The sequence below is a fragment of the Lelliottia sp. RD5 genome (assembly GCF_056032945.1).
In genome coordinates, this window is sequence record NZ_JBVYHQ010000003.1 from 565,851 (window position 1) to 583,294 (window position 17,444).

At 51.5% G+C, this 17,444-nt stretch carries 23 protein-coding genes and 1 pseudogene; all 24 read left to right on the forward strand.

Annotated elements, in window-relative coordinates:
- Positions 1 to 20 precede the first annotated feature (20 nt).
- Positions 21 to 506: a DUF2280 domain-containing protein gene (locus AC0LWE_RS13685; RefSeq protein WP_063858626.1), complete on the forward strand. Its 486-nt coding sequence runs from the start codon at positions 21 to 23 to the stop codon at positions 504 to 506.
- A gap of 1 nt (position 507) precedes the next feature.
- Positions 508 to 2,184 carry a phage terminase large subunit gene (gene terL, locus AC0LWE_RS13690; RefSeq protein ID WP_474265632.1) on the forward strand — a complete coding sequence of 559 codons (1,677 nt, stop codon included), beginning with the start codon at positions 508 to 510 and terminating at the stop codon, positions 2,182 to 2,184.
- A gap of 69 nt (positions 2,185 to 2,253) precedes the next feature.
- Positions 2,254 to 3,696, forward strand: a pseudogene (locus tag AC0LWE_RS13695) (DUF1073 domain-containing protein); the annotation flags it as partial.
- The gene (locus AC0LWE_RS13700) at positions 3,697 to 4,137 is read left to right on the forward strand and encodes a hypothetical protein (protein WP_474265696.1); all 441 of its coding nucleotides are present in this window, start codon (positions 3,697 to 3,699) and stop codon (positions 4,135 to 4,137) included.
- A 102-nt stretch (positions 4,138 to 4,239) separates the two neighbouring features.
- Positions 4,240 to 4,932 carry a phage head morphogenesis protein gene (locus AC0LWE_RS13705; protein WP_474265698.1) on the forward strand — a complete coding sequence of 231 codons (693 nt, stop codon included), beginning with the start codon at positions 4,240 to 4,242 and terminating at the stop codon, positions 4,930 to 4,932.
- Positions 4,932 to 5,102: a hypothetical protein gene (locus AC0LWE_RS13710; RefSeq protein WP_474265634.1), complete on the forward strand. Its 171-nt coding sequence runs from the start codon at positions 4,932 to 4,934 to the stop codon at positions 5,100 to 5,102. Before AC0LWE_RS13705 ends, AC0LWE_RS13710 begins: the two co-directional genes overlap by 1 nt.
- 44 nt (positions 5,103 to 5,146) lie before the next feature.
- Positions 5,147 to 6,346 (forward strand): DUF2213 domain-containing protein, encoded by a 1,200-nt coding sequence (locus tag AC0LWE_RS13715; protein WP_474265636.1) that lies wholly within the window; start codon positions 5,147 to 5,149, stop codon positions 6,344 to 6,346.
- 1 nt (position 6,347) lies between these two features.
- On the forward strand, positions 6,348 to 6,830 hold the full coding sequence (locus tag AC0LWE_RS13720) for a structural cement protein Gp24 (RefSeq protein WP_474265639.1): 483 nt from the start codon (positions 6,348 to 6,350) through the stop codon (positions 6,828 to 6,830).
- A complete protein-coding gene (locus tag AC0LWE_RS13725) occupies positions 6,830 to 7,864 on the forward strand; it encodes a DUF2184 domain-containing protein (protein ID WP_474265641.1) in 1,035 nt (344 codons plus the stop codon). Before AC0LWE_RS13720 ends, AC0LWE_RS13725 begins: the two co-directional genes overlap by 1 nt.
- 3 nt (positions 7,865 to 7,867) lie before the next feature.
- Positions 7,868 to 8,194 carry a hypothetical protein gene (locus AC0LWE_RS13730; RefSeq protein WP_474265643.1) on the forward strand — a complete coding sequence of 109 codons (327 nt, stop codon included), beginning with the start codon at positions 7,868 to 7,870 and terminating at the stop codon, positions 8,192 to 8,194.
- 2 nt (positions 8,195 to 8,196) lie between these two features.
- Positions 8,197 to 8,640, forward strand: a complete 444-nt coding sequence (locus tag AC0LWE_RS13735; protein ID WP_474265645.1) for a DUF4054 domain-containing protein — start codon at positions 8,197 to 8,199, stop codon at positions 8,638 to 8,640.
- 2 nt (positions 8,641 to 8,642) lie between these two features.
- The gene (locus AC0LWE_RS13740; RefSeq protein WP_474265648.1) at positions 8,643 to 9,140 is read left to right on the forward strand and encodes a hypothetical protein; all 498 of its coding nucleotides are present in this window, start codon (positions 8,643 to 8,645) and stop codon (positions 9,138 to 9,140) included.
- Positions 9,141 to 9,144: 4 nt separating this feature from the next.
- The gene (locus tag AC0LWE_RS13745) at positions 9,145 to 9,510 is read left to right on the forward strand and encodes a hypothetical protein (RefSeq protein WP_474265650.1); all 366 of its coding nucleotides are present in this window, start codon (positions 9,145 to 9,147) and stop codon (positions 9,508 to 9,510) included.
- Complete coding sequence (locus AC0LWE_RS13750; protein WP_474265700.1) at positions 9,510 to 10,061, forward strand: phage neck terminator protein; 552 nt, start codon at positions 9,510 to 9,512, stop codon at positions 10,059 to 10,061. The genes AC0LWE_RS13745 and AC0LWE_RS13750 overlap by 1 nt, the downstream gene beginning before the upstream one ends.
- Positions 10,062 to 11,540, forward strand: a complete 1,479-nt coding sequence (locus tag AC0LWE_RS13755) for a DUF3383 domain-containing protein (RefSeq protein ID WP_474265652.1) — start codon at positions 10,062 to 10,064, stop codon at positions 11,538 to 11,540.
- Positions 11,541 to 11,981 (forward strand): phage tail fiber protein, encoded by a 441-nt coding sequence (locus tag AC0LWE_RS13760; protein ID WP_474265654.1) that lies wholly within the window; start codon positions 11,541 to 11,543, stop codon positions 11,979 to 11,981.
- 8 nt (positions 11,982 to 11,989) lie between these two features.
- Positions 11,990 to 12,394, forward strand: coding sequence for a hypothetical protein (locus AC0LWE_RS13765; protein ID WP_285157153.1), 405 nt, complete (start codon positions 11,990 to 11,992; stop codon positions 12,392 to 12,394).
- A 71-nt stretch (positions 12,395 to 12,465) separates the two neighbouring features.
- Positions 12,466 to 12,606 carry a hypothetical protein gene (locus AC0LWE_RS13770; RefSeq protein ID WP_474265656.1) on the forward strand — a complete coding sequence of 47 codons (141 nt, stop codon included), beginning with the start codon at positions 12,466 to 12,468 and terminating at the stop codon, positions 12,604 to 12,606.
- Positions 12,606 to 14,375 (forward strand): lytic transglycosylase domain-containing protein, encoded by a 1,770-nt coding sequence (locus tag AC0LWE_RS13775; protein WP_474265658.1) that lies wholly within the window; start codon positions 12,606 to 12,608, stop codon positions 14,373 to 14,375. Before AC0LWE_RS13770 ends, AC0LWE_RS13775 begins: the two co-directional genes overlap by 1 nt.
- Entirely contained in the window at positions 14,375 to 15,175 is an 801-nt protein-coding gene (locus AC0LWE_RS13780; protein ID WP_474265660.1) for a hypothetical protein, read from the forward strand. The genes AC0LWE_RS13775 and AC0LWE_RS13780 overlap by 1 nt, the downstream gene beginning before the upstream one ends.
- A complete protein-coding gene (locus AC0LWE_RS13785) occupies positions 15,175 to 15,486 on the forward strand; it encodes a phage baseplate plug family protein (protein ID WP_285158196.1) in 312 nt (103 codons plus the stop codon). The genes AC0LWE_RS13780 and AC0LWE_RS13785 overlap by 1 nt, the downstream gene beginning before the upstream one ends.
- On the forward strand, positions 15,476 to 16,336 hold the full coding sequence (locus tag AC0LWE_RS13790) for a hypothetical protein (RefSeq protein ID WP_474265662.1): 861 nt from the start codon (positions 15,476 to 15,478) through the stop codon (positions 16,334 to 16,336). Before AC0LWE_RS13785 ends, AC0LWE_RS13790 begins: the two co-directional genes overlap by 11 nt.
- Positions 16,337 to 17,044, forward strand: a complete 708-nt coding sequence (locus AC0LWE_RS13795) for an oxidoreductase (protein WP_474265664.1) — start codon at positions 16,337 to 16,339, stop codon at positions 17,042 to 17,044. It begins immediately after the preceding gene.
- A 36-nt stretch (positions 17,045 to 17,080) separates the two neighbouring features.
- Complete coding sequence (locus AC0LWE_RS13800; RefSeq protein WP_474265666.1) at positions 17,081 to 17,440, forward strand: contractile injection system sheath initiator; 360 nt, start codon at positions 17,081 to 17,083, stop codon at positions 17,438 to 17,440.
- Positions 17,441 to 17,444 lie beyond the last annotated feature (4 nt).

Below are 17,444 nucleotides of genomic sequence, written 5' to 3' on the forward strand. Positions count from 1 at the left end.
GTTTATACGGGTGGTGAAGCATGGCTGCATTAAAGCCAGAAGTGAAAGCCTTCATCGTCCAGCAGCTTGCGTGCTTCGATACCCCATCTCAAATAGTCGAGGCCGTACAAAATGAATTTTCTATTCAAATAACCCGCCAGCATGTGGCGTCACACGATCCAACAAAAGCTGCTGGTGTGAGTTTGGCTAAGAAGTGGGTGGATTTATTCCACTCAACGCGTGCCCGATTCCAGAGTGACATATCAGACATCCCAATTGCTAACAAGGCATACAGGCTCCGTGTACTTGACCGGATGATGGGTAATGCAGAAAAAATGAGGAACATCGCGCTTGCGGCGGAAATTATCGAGCAAGCAGCGAAAGAGTGCGGAGACGCCTATTCCAATAAGCACAAATTTGAGCACTCTGGGCCCAACGGCGGCGCTATGGAGGTGATGAATTACACCCCAGAGCATTACGCTGCTGCGAAGAAAGCAATAGAGGACAAACTAACCGGGCTGGACTGATATGAGCGAAATCATCGAATGGGAAGATTTAACTTTCCCGGATCGCGTTGTGCTCAAATCAAAGTCAACGAAGTCGTTTCTCAACTTTACCCGTGTTTGGTTCGAGCTGATTCAGGGTGATCGTCTGCTGGTTAACTGGCACCACCGGTTGATGGCATCGAAGATTGATGACCTGATCGCCGGGAGGTTAGAGCCTGGCAACCTGATTATCAACATCCCGCCTGGCGGCACAAAGACGGAGTTCTTCTCCATCCACTTCCCCGCATACGTCAATGCACTGGTGCAGGAAGGGAGATTAAAGCGTTTCCGAAACCTGAATATCTCGTTTGCTGACACTCTGGTTAAGCGTAACTCACGCCGCACACGCGACATCATCGCCAGCCGTGAGTATCAGGAGTTCTGGCCTTGCTCATTCGGCGTTAACCAGGCTGAAGAGTGGGAGATAAAAGACGATCGCGGTCGCTCAATCGGGCAGACGGTATCCCGCTCCAGCAACGGACAGATAACCGGCGGCCGTGGTGGTTACTTCGGACCCGAGTTCTCCGGCATGGTTATGCTGGATGACTACAACAAGCCCGTTGATATGCTGAGCGAGTCACGCAGGAACAGCGCTAACACGCTCCTGGTGAATACAATCCGCTCCCGTCGTGGAGATAAGTCGAAAGAGCACCCAACGCCGTTTGTGAGCATTCAGCAGCGCCTTCACACGGACGATGCAACAGGTTTCATGTTATCTGGCGGGATGGGCGTTAAGTTCCACCACGTAGCCATCCCGGCGATGATTGATGAGAAATACATTCAGTCTCTCGCTGAGCCGTGGCGCTCGCTGTGCTGGGAGACGGTTAAAGACACAGATTATGTCGAAGTGTCCGGCACACGCTACTGGTCATACTGGCCTCAGATGGAAGATGTGAATGACCTCCTGCAGCTTTGGGAGAAAGACCGTTACACATTCCTCTCTCAGTACCAGCAAAACCCGATGGCCCTCACCGGTGGCATTATCGATACCGGATGGTTCCAGACCTACACCACGCTTCCTAAACTGACTCACCGCGCCGTTTACGTTGATACCAACAGCGGCAAGGTTGAGGACTGGCTGGACTACACCGTGTTCACCCTCGTTGGAATGGGTGTTGATGGCAATCTCTATATCATCGATGTGGTGCGTGGGCGCTGGGACCCGGAAGACCTTCTGAAGAAAGCGGAAGAGGTCTGGGAGAAATGGCGCGTGCAGGGTTCAATGCGAGTCATGCCAATGCGGCATATGGCTATCGAAGAGAAGCAGGCTGGTCAGGGCCTCATTACCACGCTGAAGAAGCGCAGCGCCACCCCTGGTCAGCTCAGTATTCCGGTAAAAGAAATCCCTCGCGGCGCAGGCCAGAACAAACTGGTCCGATGCCTCAACGTCATTCCTCAGATAAAGACCGGCAAAGTCTACGTGCCTGAAACGCATAACAGTGATGGTGCGGCGATTATGCACACCTATTACGAGGATGGAACGGTGGCAGGATCTACGTCATGGGTGCTGACAGCAATGACCGAGTGCGCAGCGTTCTCTGCCGACGACAGCCACGACAATGACGACATCCTCGATACATGGATGGACGCCATCGATGACAACCTTATTTCCGGTCGCCAGCCAATGGTGATCGACCCAAGTCAACTCAGGAGAATTTAAGTGCGGTGGAAATGGTGGAAGAAAGAAATCGCCGCGCCTGAGCCGGTGAAAGAACCTGAAAAGGTTCAGATGAAAATTAACCCGATGGCTGTCGCTGAGATTCAGGCTAAGCCGCCGAGAGAGTTTAAGCGATACGAGCCGCCAAAAGGGGTTATCCCTGAAAATCTCCATAGCGCCTACCTCGCTATGGACTCCTGTGATTACGGCTCGCTGAACGACGCATACAGCGCAGGATATGCTTACGGCAACCTCGACAGCTTCCCCGGATATCCCTATCTGGCGATGATGGCCCAAAAGCCTGAATACCGGAAGATGGTAGGCACTATCGCCGAGGAGATGACGCGCAAGTGGATCAAGCTGAAGACTGTAGGCGACGAAGATAAGTCAGATCGCGTTAAGCAGCTCTATGCCGCACTCGACAGGTTCCACGTTCGTGACAAGTTCCGTGAAGCAGCAGAGCATGACGGCTATTTCGGTGGCGGGCAGATTTATATCGATGTCACGTCTCCCAAAAACGTATCCGCCTGGACTGATGACACCGAACTGCAATCGAAGTTATTCCTGAGCGACAAGAAGATTTCCAAAGGCAGCCTAAAAGGCTTTCAGGTTATCGAGCCGGTATGGACCTATCCTGGCATCTACAACGCACAGAATCCTCTAAGCCCTGACTTCTACAAGCCGAAACAGTGGTTTGTGATGGGTAAGACGGTTCACGCCAGCCGCATGATTGATTTCGTATCGCGGCAGGTTCCTGACCTGCTGAAGGCCTCGTATAACTTCCGTGGGCTTTCTCTGGTTCAGATTGCCGAGCCATATGTGAATAACTGGCTGCGCACGCGCGACAGTGTAAGCGACATGATTCACTCTTTTAGCGTACCGGTCATCGGTACCAACATGAGCACCATCCTACAAGGCGGTGGCGCCGAGTCGCTAATCACTCGCTTGCAGTTGTTCAACCAGTGCCGTGATAACCGCGGCGCATTCGCTAAAGACAACGACGCAACGCAGCCGGAAACGGTTGAGTTTGTTAACGCGCCACTGGGTACTCTCGACGTGCTTCAGGCTCAGGCTCAGGAGCAAATGGCAGCCGTATCAAGTATCCCGCTGGTTAAGCTGCTGGGCATTGCTCCTACCGGCCTGAATGCTTCATCAGATGGCGAGATACGCGTTTTCTACGACTACATCCACTCGTTGCAGCAGTCCATCTTCTCAACTGCTCTGAAGCGCGTTCTGGACATCATTCAGCTATCCGAGTTTGGCGACATCGACCCTGAAATCTACTTCGAGTTCGAACCTCTCTACGAGATGAGCGCGAAGGAGAAAGCGGAGATTCGGAAAATCGATGCCGACACTGACTCGGTGTATGTCGCGACTGGTGCGCTGTCAAACAACGAAGTTCGCGAGAAGATCGCAGAAGACCCTGAATCACCCTATCACTCACTGGACTTAAGCGATGACATCGACCTCGAAGAAGACGAAGAAGATGATTCAACTGTGACAGCAAATGATGAGATGAAAGGTAATGGATATGCCAGCGTGAAGCCTAGCGCCGAAATGGCATCTGCCATCTACTCACACCTTGAATCATTGGGCATAAAGGATGCAATTAATCCTGATGATATGCATGTGACGCTTATGTACTCGCGCAATAAGCCCATCTTGGTTAATCCTGAGCCGGGAAGGGTATACGAGGCAGACATCAATGGTGATATTGAGATAATGGGTAAAGCGCCATGGCGAGCCCTAGTGTTGCACCTTGAAAGCCCAGACCTGCAAAAACGATTCTCTGAGTTGAAAGCATCTGGAGCAGAGCACTCTTATCCTGATTATCGCGCCCACCTGTCTTTGAAGTACGATCCAGAAGACGGTGACCTGCAGAAGCTGAAAGATAACCCAATACCTCTCAAAGTAATTTACCTTGAGGGAGAAAGGTTCAAGCCCATTAAGGAATGACAAATGGCCGGAAAGGAGAAGGTAAAAACTATCCGGCCAGTCAGGCCTAATGCAGGTGTTGAGGCATGGTATCGGCGACAGCTTGATAATCAGGTCAGAGAGATGCAGAAGTCCGTTGTGTACTGGCTGACCGCTAACTACAAAGCGAGCGGTGCAGCGGTGGCAATGGACGCATCTCCTGCTGTGTTTATGCGTGATGCCATGAGGAAGCTTGCTAAGCGATGGGCGAAAGCATTCGACAACGTATCTCACAGGCTAGCTGAAAGGTTTGCCGGTGATGCGATGAAGAATACCGATGTATCTCTCCATAACGCGCTTGAAACTGCTGGATTCACGGTTGAGTTCAAAATGACCGCGCCGATGAATAACGCCCTGCAGGCAACCATTGCCGAAAACGTCGGGCTGATACGCTCCATTCCAGAGAAGTATTTCACTGAAGTTGAAGGTCTGGTGATGCGCTCGGTTGCACGAGGTCGTGACCTGTCATATCTCACCGATGAGTTGCAGAAGAGATATGGCATTACCCGACGCCGGGCAGTACTCATAGCACGCGATCAGAGCAACAAGGCGACCGCCGTCATGCAGGCGGCAAGGCAGCAGTCGCTTGGCATCACGCAAGGCATCTGGCGGCACTCCCACGCTGGCAAAGAACCTCGTCCATCTCACGTTAAGGCAGATGGCAAGAAGTTCGACCTCAACAAAGGGATGTATCTGGATGGCAAGTGGACAATGCCGGGTGAAGAGATAAACTGCCGCTGTACTTGGTCGCCAGTAATACCAGGGCTGGAGGGATAATGATTTTAGAAATTGAAAGTCATGAGGTTGCAACTCTGAGAGTTGCTCTCGCTCACTTTAGTGATTATCTGAAAGAGGAAGGGTTGGGTGATGATGACCATGGGATAGAAATGGTTAGGCTATATCAGCAAAACATCAACTCATTACTAAAGAAAATAATCTCCCAATAGGTCGCCTCGGCGGCCTTTTTTATTGCCGGAAATCCGAGAAAAACATGAACCAAACTGAACGGTTGGCATTTGACCGCGCATCCGTGCGCACGTTTGATGGCAACGGCAGGCTTCAGGTAAAGGTCAGCAACATCAGCAAGGCGAATGTCTGCCCCTACTTCGGGCGAGAGATTCCAGGCGCTGATAAGTTAGGACTGGACCCCGAGAAGATTTACCGACTCTGGCGACATCCTGACGAACTGAAGAAAGCCGTAGCAACATTCAACAACATTCCACTCCTTTCCATCCATACCCCTGACTTCCCCGGCGACCCACCACACGAAAGCCGTGTAGGTGTCACGCACTCGAACGCCGCATTCGATGGAACGTATCTCACTAACGGGCTATCCGTATGGGACAACTCAGCCATCGCCGGTATCGAGACGGAAGAACAGGAAGAATTGTCTTCGTCGTACCAATACGTCGCTGACATGACCCCCGGCACGACACCAAATGGTGAAGTCTATGACGGCATCATGCGGGAAATTATCGGGAACCACGTAGCGCTGGTCGAAACAGGCCGCGCAGGAAGCGACGTATTGGTCGCAGATTCTTTACCACCGGAGTTAAAGCACATGAGCAAACGCAAAGCTGCGGCTATTCGCGCCACGCTGAAGCCATTACTGGCAGCAGACGCGGATCTGGAAGCAGAAGTTCGCAAAGCACTTCTGGCTCTCGATGAAGCCGACAAAGAAGACAAGAAAGACAAGCCGGCCGAAGACGAAGAAACCGAAGAAGAAAAGAAAGATCGCGAAGCCAAAGAGAAAGCGGCGCGGGACGAAGAAACAGAAGAAGAGAAAAAGGAACGCGAGGCCAAAGAAAAGGCCGCCAAAGATGAGGAGGAGAAAGATAAAGACAAAGTCTCCAAAACAGCAATGGATTCTGCGATCCGCTTAGCAGCTGATAGCGCAACCAAAAAGGCCGCTCAGAACTTCCGCGAAATCCGCGAAGCTGAACTGGCTGTTCGGCCTCTGATTGGCGATGTGGTGGCGATGGACTCTGCTGCAGATGTTTACCGTACCGCTCTTGAGCAGTCTGGCGTCGACATCAATGGCGTCCACCCGTCCGCGTTCCCGTCAATGGTGAAGATGGCGATCAGCCAGAAAGAAAGCCCACGTCCTGCCGCTTTGGCTCAGGATTCCGCATCAATCAGCGAATTTGAGAAAGCATACCCTACCGCTGGCAAACTGAAACGAGGTTTCTAACATGGCAGTTTTTCAGAGTGTAATTAACCAATATCCGGCCCCCGGTGTCGAAGGTGGCTTTGCCAGCACCAACCCGCACGCAACATTTCTGGCTGGCGAGGCTGCTCTCGTTGCTGGCACTGGCGGTGTGACCATCGGTCGCTTTGCATGGGCAGTCGATGGGGTGGCAACCAATACCGGCACCGGCGCACCTTCTGGCTTCGTCCATCGCGATGGTCAGGCGGTCATCACAGACTGGCTCGGCGCTGCTTCTAACGTAATTCAGAAAGGCCGTGAAACCACACTGATGGTTGCGGGTGACTTCTGGGCGCGTACTGCAACAGCAGCAACTCGTGGGCAGAAAATCTTCGCCGTGCTGGCAGACGGCACCGTGAAGACCGGTGCGGCAGGAGCAACCATTTCCGGCGCTGTTGAGACGCCTTTCTATGCTGGTAGCGCTTGCGACGCTAACGAGCTCGTTAAAATCAGCACCTGGAGCAAGTAATGAAAGAATTTCAGAAACACTACGCCGCAGCGAGCGGCAAATACGGCATTGTGCTGCCGGGCGCTAAAGAATACCTGAAGCCAGAATTTGCGGATAACTTCGCGCTGGCGATGGATGCTCAGCCAACCATGGTTACCACTGGCAGCTCAGGTGTGCCAGCTTTCTTCACCAACTTTGTTGACCCTGAGCTGATCCGAATTCTGGTTACGCCTATGAAGGCAGCCGAAATTATCGGTGAAGTTAAAAAAGGTGACTGGACCACGCTGACCGCGCAATTCCCGGTTGTTGAATCCGCAGGTGAAGTTAGTTCCTACGGCGACTACAACAACAACGGCATGACCGCTGCGAACGTTAACTGGGTTCCACGCCAGTCCTACCACTATCAGACTCATACCCGCTGGGGTGAGCGTGAGCTGGATATGTACGGCGCGGCGCGTATCGGTTATGCGGCAGAACTGAACGTGGCCTCCGCTCTGGTGCTGAACAAGTTCCAGAACAAGAGCTACTTCTACGGTATTGCTGGCCTGCAAAACTATGGACTGCTGAATGATCCAAGTCTGCCGGCATCCATTGCGCCAAACGCAACGGGTACAAGCGGCGGCCTGACCTGGGCTACTAAAGACGGCCAGGCGGTTTACGACGATATTCTCAAACTGTTCGGTCAACTGGTTTCTCAGACCAAGGGCCTGCTGGAAATGACAGACGGCATGACACTGGCGATGTCGCCAGCGATGTCGGTAAATCTGGCTAAAACGAACATGTATAACGTGAACGTTTCAGACCAGCTGAAGAAAAACTTCCCGAACCTGAAAATCGAAACCGCGATCGAGTACTCGACCACTGCGGGTGAGATGGTTCAGCTGATCGCAGATCGCCTTGGCGAGCAGGACACAGCATACGCTGCGTTCACCGAGAAGATGCGTGCGCATGCCGTGGTGACAGAAGAGTCATCCTGGAAGCAGAAAAAATCCGGCGGCACATGGGGCGCGATCATCCGCCAGCCTCTGGCAATCGCAACAATGGTAGGGGTGTAAATTATGGCTGAAGTTGTTGTGGTTGGATGCAAGTTGCCGAACGGGCTTGTGCTAGAAGTGGAAGGTTATAGCGTCGTCCTGAATGGCGCTAACTCCTCTAACGTGATCGGCGGTTACGGTCTCACCGAGAGCGTCGATAAAGACGCCTTCGACAAGTGGCTGAAGATTCATGCTGATCAGGCCTATGTTAAGAACGAACTCGTCTTTGCGCAGGCAAAAGCGAACAGCGCTGAAGCTAAGGCCAACGAAAACGCAGGACGCAAGTCTGGGCTTGAGGGTCTGCCGCAAGATAACCCGATGCCGGGCATCCAAAAATCTGACGGGAAGTAATCATGGCGATCGTTGTCTTTGATATTGCCGCATTCCGCGAACGTTACCCGGAGTTCGACACCGTAAGTGACTCGTTGCTGAATGCTTATTTCGTAGAGGCAACGGTTTACCTTGATAACACCGACTGTAGCGTGGTGGCGGACTCTGTTATCAGGGCCGTCTATTTGAGCATGCTGGTTGCTCACCTTGCCGCGCTGAATTCAGGCGTTAACGGGCAAGCACCATCTGGGTTGGTTGGGCGCGTAGCGAGCGCATCGGAAGGGTCAGTCTCAGTAGCGCTGGGTGAGGTCCCATCAAGTAGTTCGTCATGGTGGTATCTGCAAACTCCTTACGGGGCGGCTTACTGGCAGGCTACCGCAGCATATCGAACGGTTCGCTACGTGCCCGGCACTTCTCCCTCAAACTATCCGGGGCATTACTATCGGCGTGGAGCCTGGCGGAGATAACCATGACAACATTCACCGGCGGCGATGCTCTTGAGAAAAAACTCTCAGAAATTGCAAAAAAGGTTGGAAATGGGACAACGCTAAAAGTTGGCTTCTTGGGCGGCGCTACTTATCCGGACGGAACATCAGTTGCAATGGTGGCTGCCGCTAACGAGTTTGGCGACCCAGGCATGAATCGTCCTCCCAGGCCGTTCATCAGGAACATGATCGCAGAGAAATCTCCATCATGGCCAGATGATATTAGCAAAATCATGGTAGCGACCGGATACGATGGAAAGGTTGCATTTTCCATGATGGGAGAGCGCATAAAGGACCAGATGCAGGAGTCTATCCGTGAATTCTATTCACCGCCACTGGCAGCCAGCACAATTGAGAAAAAGGGATTCGACAAGCCGTTAATTGATACTGCGGTGATGATTAATGCCATTGATTATCAGGTTGATGAATTTGAAATTGGTTCTCAATCATTCTGGCAGAAAATAGTTAATTTCTTCAGGTGAAAATATGAATCTCAGGGGAATTGCTAACAACCTGACCAGCACTATAAACCCCAATGTTGCCGGAGTTTTTCAGGTAAATACGGGATTCACGACACTGCCGGGAGGGAAGCGAGCGCCAGCCTATAACAGCATTGACGTGACTGTGCAGTTGCAGGAGCTTTCTTCAACTGACCTGAAACAGATTGATTCGATAAATATTCAGGGGATTCTGCGCAGCGCTTACCTTAATGGCAACTTCAATGGTGTGAACCGGCCTGAACAAAAAGGTGGGGACATTCTGATGATTGGCGCTGAGAAGTGGCTGGTCGTTAAGGTGCCAGAGCTATGGACGGACTGGTGCCGGGTCATCATCAACCTTCAGAGGTCATAATAATGGCAACTCTCGATATCAAAGAGATTGACCTGCTTGTGCCGCTGCAGGCGTTCCTGATGGAAATAACCGGGCTGACTATTGACGACGTGCTGGACGGGCAGCAGAACCTTACGCCAATGCCGCTTAATGACTTCATCATCATGACGCCACTTAAGCAGATAGGGCTTTCAACCAACCGCATCAAATACGACGACAACGGCGTGTATGGCGGAGGTAAGCAGCTTAACCAACGCAGTACGCAATGGCCCTGTCAGATTGATTGCTACGGCGAGAGCGCGGCTGATAATGCTGCTGTCATCGCCACACTAATCCGCTCAGACTTTGCCTGTGAATGGTTCAGGCAAAACGGCAATGTCATAACCCCTCTTTACTGCTCAGACCCTCATCAAACCACGATGATTAACGGCGAGCAACAATACGAAAGCCGCTGGACGCTGGACTTCATCGGGCAATACAACCCGACGGTATCCACGCGACAGGACTTTATGGACAGCATCACCGTCGGCGTAATTGCCGCAGATTTAAAATACCCACCGGAGAGTGCATAAATGGCAATCCCATTACGCAAAGATATCCAGATTAACCCTGGCGTTTTGCCTGCGGGCGGTTCAGCGCTTGATCTGAATGGCCTTATCCTTACCGACAGCGGTTATGCTCCGGTAGGTACAGTAATTTCGTTTACCACCAAGGAAGATGTAGCGGCCTACTTCGGCAGTGCGTCTCCTGAGTTCAGCATGTCCGAGATTTATTTCCAGGGCTATGACAATTCGACCAAAACCCCCGGCGCTCTGTTGCTTGCCCGGTTCAACCCTGCCCCGGCGGCGGCATGGCTTCGCTCTGGTTCAATGGCGGCTGTTACGCTAGACCAGCTCAAGCTACTGAGTGGCGTTCTTACCCTGTCAGTTGACGGTACATCGCATACTTCCGCAAGCATTGACCTGAGCACCGCAACGAGCTTTGCGCAGGCCGCAGACCTGATTGAAACGGGTATCGGCTCCAGCGTTACCGTTGAGTTCGACACCACACAGAAGCGTTTCATCATCACTTCTGCAACAGCAGGCGATGCCAGTACCATTACTTACGCCACCGGCACATTGTCAGCAGGGCTTAAGCTGACTGCTGCGACCGGTGCGTCACTGTCACAAGGTGCTGATGCTGCGGTAGTGACCGAAGCAATGCAGGCCGTGCTAGATGCCTCTCAGAACTGGGCCATCTTCACTACCTCTTTCACACCGGATGAAGAACAGGCTCTGGAGTTCTCTGCATGGGTTAACGGGCAGAACTATCGCTTTGGCTACGTTCCATTCACCCTGGAAGAGTCGGCGCTGGTATCTGGTTCAACGGATACCCTGTCATACAAAATCATCTCCACGTACGACTACTCGAACGTAATTCCGGTATACGGTGACCAGAGTCATGCGGCTAGCGTTCTCGGTTATGCAGCCTCTCTCGACTTTGACCGTCAGGAAGGGCGTGTGCCGTTTAAATTCCGCTCTCTTGGCGGACTGCTGCCTGAAGTTACCACGTCAGCGAACTACGATGCACTGATCGCCAACGGGTACAACTTCTACGGCGCGTACACGGCTAACAACTATGACACGCGCTACTGGGCCGATGGCACCGTAACCGGCGACTTCAAATGGTTCGACTCCTTCTGCTTCCAGATTTGGTTGAACGCCAACCTGATGCAGGATGCAATCGAGCTGTTCCAGTCCAACCGCAGCATTCCTTACAACGCGCGTGGCAAGGCAATTATCGAGGCTTCATTCGCTGACACCCTGAATCAGGGCATCACGTTTGGCGGCATCCGTACAGGCGTTAACCTTTCAAGCTCTCAGATTTCCGAGATTCAGAATGCAGTCGGCGCGGATATCTCCCCATCGCTGATTGCGAAAGGCTACTACCTGTATATCGCAGACGCGACGCCTACTCAGCGCCAGGAGCGCACAAGCCCAAGTATGACCCTCTGGTACTGCGACGGCGGTTGCGTGCAGAAAATCACTCTCGCCAGCATTGAGGTGCAATAAATGTCGAACACTATTACAAGCGCTGATGCAATCTTTGCCCTCACCGTTACCAACCTGTTTCCCAGCGCGCAGACTCTTGAGGGCTACGCTACTGATGCGATGTTTGCGCTGGGCGATACAGAGATGGCCGTAGGGGTTCGTGGTGCCGACGGTAAGCTTTCCGGCGGGTTCGTGTTTGGTGAGTATCTTCAGACGATCACCATCATGCCAGACAGCCCATCTCGGGATATGTTCGAGACGTGGCAACTAACCTCGTTGACGTCGAAAGCGATCTTCCGCTGCAACGCGACAATCATCCTCCCGGCAATAAGCCGTAAATTCACGCTCACCAACGGCATCCTGCAGCGCGTTAAAGCTATTCCTGACGCGCAGCGCGTACTTCAGGCGATGACCTTCCAGATCAACTGGGAAACAGTAGTAGGCGAAGCGTACAACGCATAAGGGATCACATGGCACGTAAAGAAATTTACTACACCGTCGAGGATAAAGGCCGTGACCAGGGCAAGGTGTTCTTCATTCGCGAAATGGCTGCTTCACAAGCTGAATGGTGGGCTATCCGCGCAGGACTGGCGATGGCTAAGAACGGCGTTAATCTTCCGGATAACTTTTCAGATATGGGCATGGCAGGCATGGCGAAAGTCGGCCTCGCTATGGTGGCTCAAATCCCGCCAGAAGATGCACGGCCTTTACTGGACGAGTTGATGGCGTGTATTCAGGCAGTTCCGGATCCATCGAATCAAAGTGTAAAGCGCAAGCTTATTGATGATGATACTGAGGAGGTCGTTACGCGATTGAAATTGCGCAGCGAAGTCTTCAAGTTGCACGTTGATTTTTTGACCGCCACCGCCAGTTAGACATCCCTCCTGTAATGGGTCAGCAGATCCACGGTCTCGCTGATTACGTCAATGTCCCTAAGACAATTGCTATGGTTCTGTCATCGGGCAAGTGCTCGCTGACAGAGCTCAGCACTACGCTTGGCGTTCAGGATTTATGGTGGTGGCTTGAGATAATTACCATCGACAATTACAACCAAATGGTCGTCGAAAGGGCGAGCGAGGGCTGGTGATGGCAACAGTAATAGACGCCCTGGTTGTCACGCTGGGCCTTGATGCTTCTGGATTCAAGAAAGGAAAGAACGAGGTCTCAGAAGGTTTAGACCAGACGAGAGAGAAGGCAGAATCAACCGCCAAGGACATGGAGGTTTACGGCAAAAAAGCCTCCTCGTTCTTTACCAGTATAGGCAAAAGCATGCTGGCATTGGCCGGTATCGCGTTGAGTGCAAATGGTGTTAAGAATTTCATTAATGACACCACAAAATCACTTGTCGATTTGGGTGTGCAGGCGTCAGCAATAGACACGTCGGCAAAGGCTCTTGATGGTTGGGTTAAGTCGGCCGACGCGGTTGGATCCTCTGCGGCATCAATGAGCTCGAATTTGCAGAAATTCCAGAGTTCGATGTCTCAATTTAACTCAGGATTCGGTGCTGATGACACGCTCAATACCCTGTTCGCGTTTAGTGCTCAAACCGGAACAAAATTCGACACCAATCAGAACGCCAGTCAGATCATGCAGTATCTGGCGGAGAACTGGAATAAGCTCAATACGAACCAGCAGCGCATGTACGGGCAGAAACTTGGTTTCGATAATGCAACGGTTCAGGGGCTGTCAAACGGACGGATGCTAGACCTTCAGAAGTCTTTCGAAGGGACTTCAAGGCAAACGGATAACCTGACTGAGAAGGGTAGGAGGCTGCTTGAGCAGTTCGTAAGGCTGCGGCAGTCGTGGGAATCCACATCTCTCACCCTGTATGAAAAACTACTCCCAGCCGTATGGAAGATTCTAGACGCTCTGAACGATTTAAGTGAGTGGGTAGATCGACATGGGCCGGAAATAAATGCCTCGTTCGATGAGCTTGGGAAAGCATTCTCCATCCTCTGGAAGGATGTTACTGATGTCTCAAAAGCTATCGGTGATTTGCTGAGCATCGATACAAAGAACTGGTCGCTCTCCGCAGACATCAAAAACCTGAACGAGAATCTAGATGAAGGTCGACAAACTGTCCAACTCATCATTGATGCGTTCAAAAGCCTCTTTAATCTGGATTTCTCAACCTTTGGTGAAAAGGTTCAGTCTCTATTTAAAATGGGCGGCGGAAAGGATGATGCACTGCCCGGTGTGAGCTACAGCGCAAACGCAACTGCTGACTGGATTAAAGACAAGACCGGTTTCGATACAAGGAGCGTTGGGAAATGGCTTGGGGAAAAGGCTGAAGGCCTGAAAAATCTTTTCTCTGGTGAAACATCGAGACTCGAAAAACAGTATGGCTTACCAGAGGGTCTGCTGGATGCTCAGGTTACTCAGGAGTCTGGATGGAACCCTAACGCGGTTTCTGGTGCTGGCGCGAAAGGGCTCATGCAGTTTATGCCTGGAACGGCTAAAGACTTCGGCATTCATGGTGATGAATTTGATCCAATGAAATCGCTTGAGGCTGGCGCTAAGTATATGGGTTCCCTTCTTCAGAGGTACGGCGGTGACCTGCAGAAAGCGCTCACTGCATACAACTGGGGGATGGGTAATCTTGAGAAAAAAGGGATGGGAAATGCCCCGGAAGAGGCAAGGAATTACGCGCCTCAAATAATCTCAAGAATGCAGGCGTCACAGAGATACAGCGGGTCATCTTCTGGCGGCGGACAGGGTGGTACTAGCATCACATTCCAGAACACCACCATCAAGACCGATGCGAGAAGCCTTGAGAGCCTTGCGAAAGATGCGGCATCCAAAGGTATGGCCCAAAGCAGCCTGACGCAATCATTCCTCACAGGGCAAAACAGCTGATGTTTAATCTCAATGAAACAACACTTCTCAGTGCGATAAATAGCGGCAACATCTTCTCGATAATCAACAGTACTCTTTCGCCTGGTTATGGGGTTTACCTCAAAACAGGCCTAAGGGCGCTGTCTCCATCATCCTTCCTTGGGGTGGAGTATGGGGCAGATGCAACGGTGGTGTCTGCTCCAATAGAGAGAGGGTCGTACACCTCATTCAACAAGGTGAAGAGACCTCCCATTATCAGGGTGATATTCACTCTTGAAGGATGGACTGGATTTAGCGGAAGCATCCCAAACCTGACTAATTTCACGCTAACCAGCCGCTCAGACATGCTGGCGGCGCTGGATGCGATGGTTGACGATACAGTGCTGTATGACATTGAAACGCCAGACACCACCTATGAAGATTACGATCTCGTACGTTACAACTACCGCACTTCATCGCAGGAGGTAACGCTATTAACGGTAGAGGCAATATTTCAGGACATCATGCAGGAGGCCGAGGTTGGGTTATCTAACACTACGGCCAACAATCAGCCATCACAGAACGACAAATCCAAAGGCGGAGCGGTCGATGCCAAGCAGATTAACGCCAATGCAACTGATAGCACCCTTGATGATGTGACGGGCGCTCTTACCGGGCTGAAAACATCCCTTAGTAGCGCAGCAGTTAAGGTGGCTACATCTGTTACCAAATCAGTTGGAGACGCGACGTCAGGATTGACAAGCGCGGTCAATGGAGCAGCCAGCTCAGCAATAGAGAATCTATCAATGACAGTCGATGAACTGGTTAAGGGGTTGTCCTGATGCAGACAATATCGCTTCAACCAGTTAAGGGGCAGACTTTACAGATTTCTCTGGGTGGACAACGCGTGACGCTCAGGATTAACCAGAGAACTACAGGGATGTTTATCGATGTTGCTTTAAGCGGCATATGGATAGCTCAGGGAGTCTTGTGCCTTAACTGCAACAAAATTGTCAGATATCCGTACCTCAAGTTTAAGGGAGAGTTGTTTTTTGCTGATACAAAAGGCGATCTTGACCCTGTTTATGACGAGTTAGGCTCACGGTTCAAGCTTTTCTACGCTACAGAAGAAGAGATGAGCAATGTCCTATAAAAAGCGAAATATTAAAATCCAGTTCACTCTGACAGACCAAGTGTTTGACGGCTCTCAGGGGCCTTCTCAGGACAACGTTCTCACCATTGAAAATGCCAAGGCTGTCGTTGAGTACAACGGATATGGAGGTTCTGCGCTAACCACGCTGTCATGCAGGGTGTACGGACTGAACCTAAGCAACATGGCAAAGCTGAGTTATGCAGGGAACCTTAGGGGGCCAACGAAGAATAATTACATGAAGGTATGGGCCCAGGATGAGCTCATATTTGCCGGGACGATAACATTTGCCACAACTGACTTTAATGAAGCGCCAGACGCCCCTCTGGTAATCGAGGCTCATGCGCTAGGTGCGGAAAGGTCTCTTCCTTCACAACCATTCTCGGTTGAGGGGAGTGTCGATGTCATTGATGCGATAAGGTCAATTGCCGATCCTCTTGGGATTATGGTTTCCGTGCTTGAGGATATTAAATTCCCCATCAGCAATCCTCATGTGGTTGGCGACCCTGTTAGTCAGATCATCCAGTTAGCGAAGGCTGCAAACCTGAATATTGACTGCAGCACGGGAGTAATTCGCATCTGGTCGATCAAAGGTTCATGGGATGACATCGTTCCTTTTGTCTCTAAAGAGCATGGTCTAATTGGCTATCCGACATGGACCAGAGACGGCCTTTACCTCACGACAATGTTCTCATCAAACCTCATCGCCCCCCGGAAGATGAAGCTTGAAACAGACCTTCCAGGCGCATCTGGGATGTACACAATAAACACCGTAAGGAACATCATTTCATCATGGGTGGAGGGTGGGCCGTGGTTTTCATTTATTGTGGCAAACCAAGAATCGGAGCAATAAATGACCCAGAAAGGTGAATTTTCATTCAAACCGCAGGATGTTAACTGCGAGGCAAACATAAATGAATTCATTTTCAACACTCTTATGTCTCGCCATTCGTTTGTCCAACTGGTCATTGTCAAGAAGGTGAAAGCCGGTCCGCTACTCGATGTCATGCCATTAGTCAGCGGATTTTCTGCTGATGGGTCGCGAGTTGATAACTCGACAGTTTTCAACGTCCCGGTATGGCGTCTCCAGAGAGGGGCCAGCGCCGTAATCATGGACCCGATAGAGGGTGATATTGGTTTGATGCTCTGCTGCGACAGGGATATCACAAAAGTTCGCGATGAAAAGAAGGAATCACTTCCAGCATCTAAGCGAGTGCATAGTAAGTCAGACGGTATTTATCTCGGCGGCGTGTTGAATGCTGAGCCAAGCCAGTATGTGAAGTTCGCTAACGACGGCATCGATATCGTCTCGCCGCTCCTGGTCAACGTCAACGGCAATGTGGTGTCAATCAACGCAGAAAGCCGAGCCGAGATAAATGCGCCGCAGATATTGCTCAACGGGCAGGTTGGGCAGGGTGAGGGAAGTTATGCCGGTACCGCGCACTTCAAGAATAAGGTTACGTCAGATGTAGATTTCCAGGCCGGTGACATATCGCTTGTTGGGCACAGAACCTCTGGTGTCCAGACCGGCGGAGGAACATCAGGCACCCCAGTCCCATAACCCGCTCCGGTGGGTTTTTTATTGCCCGGAGTTTACATGCTCACTAAATCATTCAAGCTGGTGACTGAAAAGTGGGACATCTCACTGGACGACACCGGCAGCATCGCTATCACCTCAAATCCCTACGCAGTGGCTCAGGACGTAGCCTGCGCGTGCTCGACCTTCCTTGGCGAGGCATGGTACGACACCACTCTGGGAATCCCGTATTACGAGCGCATTCTCGGCCACTGGCCAGGCACTCAGCTAATCAACACCAAGATGGCTACGGAAGCCAAAAAGCTCCCATACGTCCAGTCGGCGTTCTGCACAACCACCGTAGGGAAAGTTGACCGCCTAGCATCTGGCGTCATGACCATAACCGACACGAACAACATCCAGACCACAATCCAATTCTGAGGTA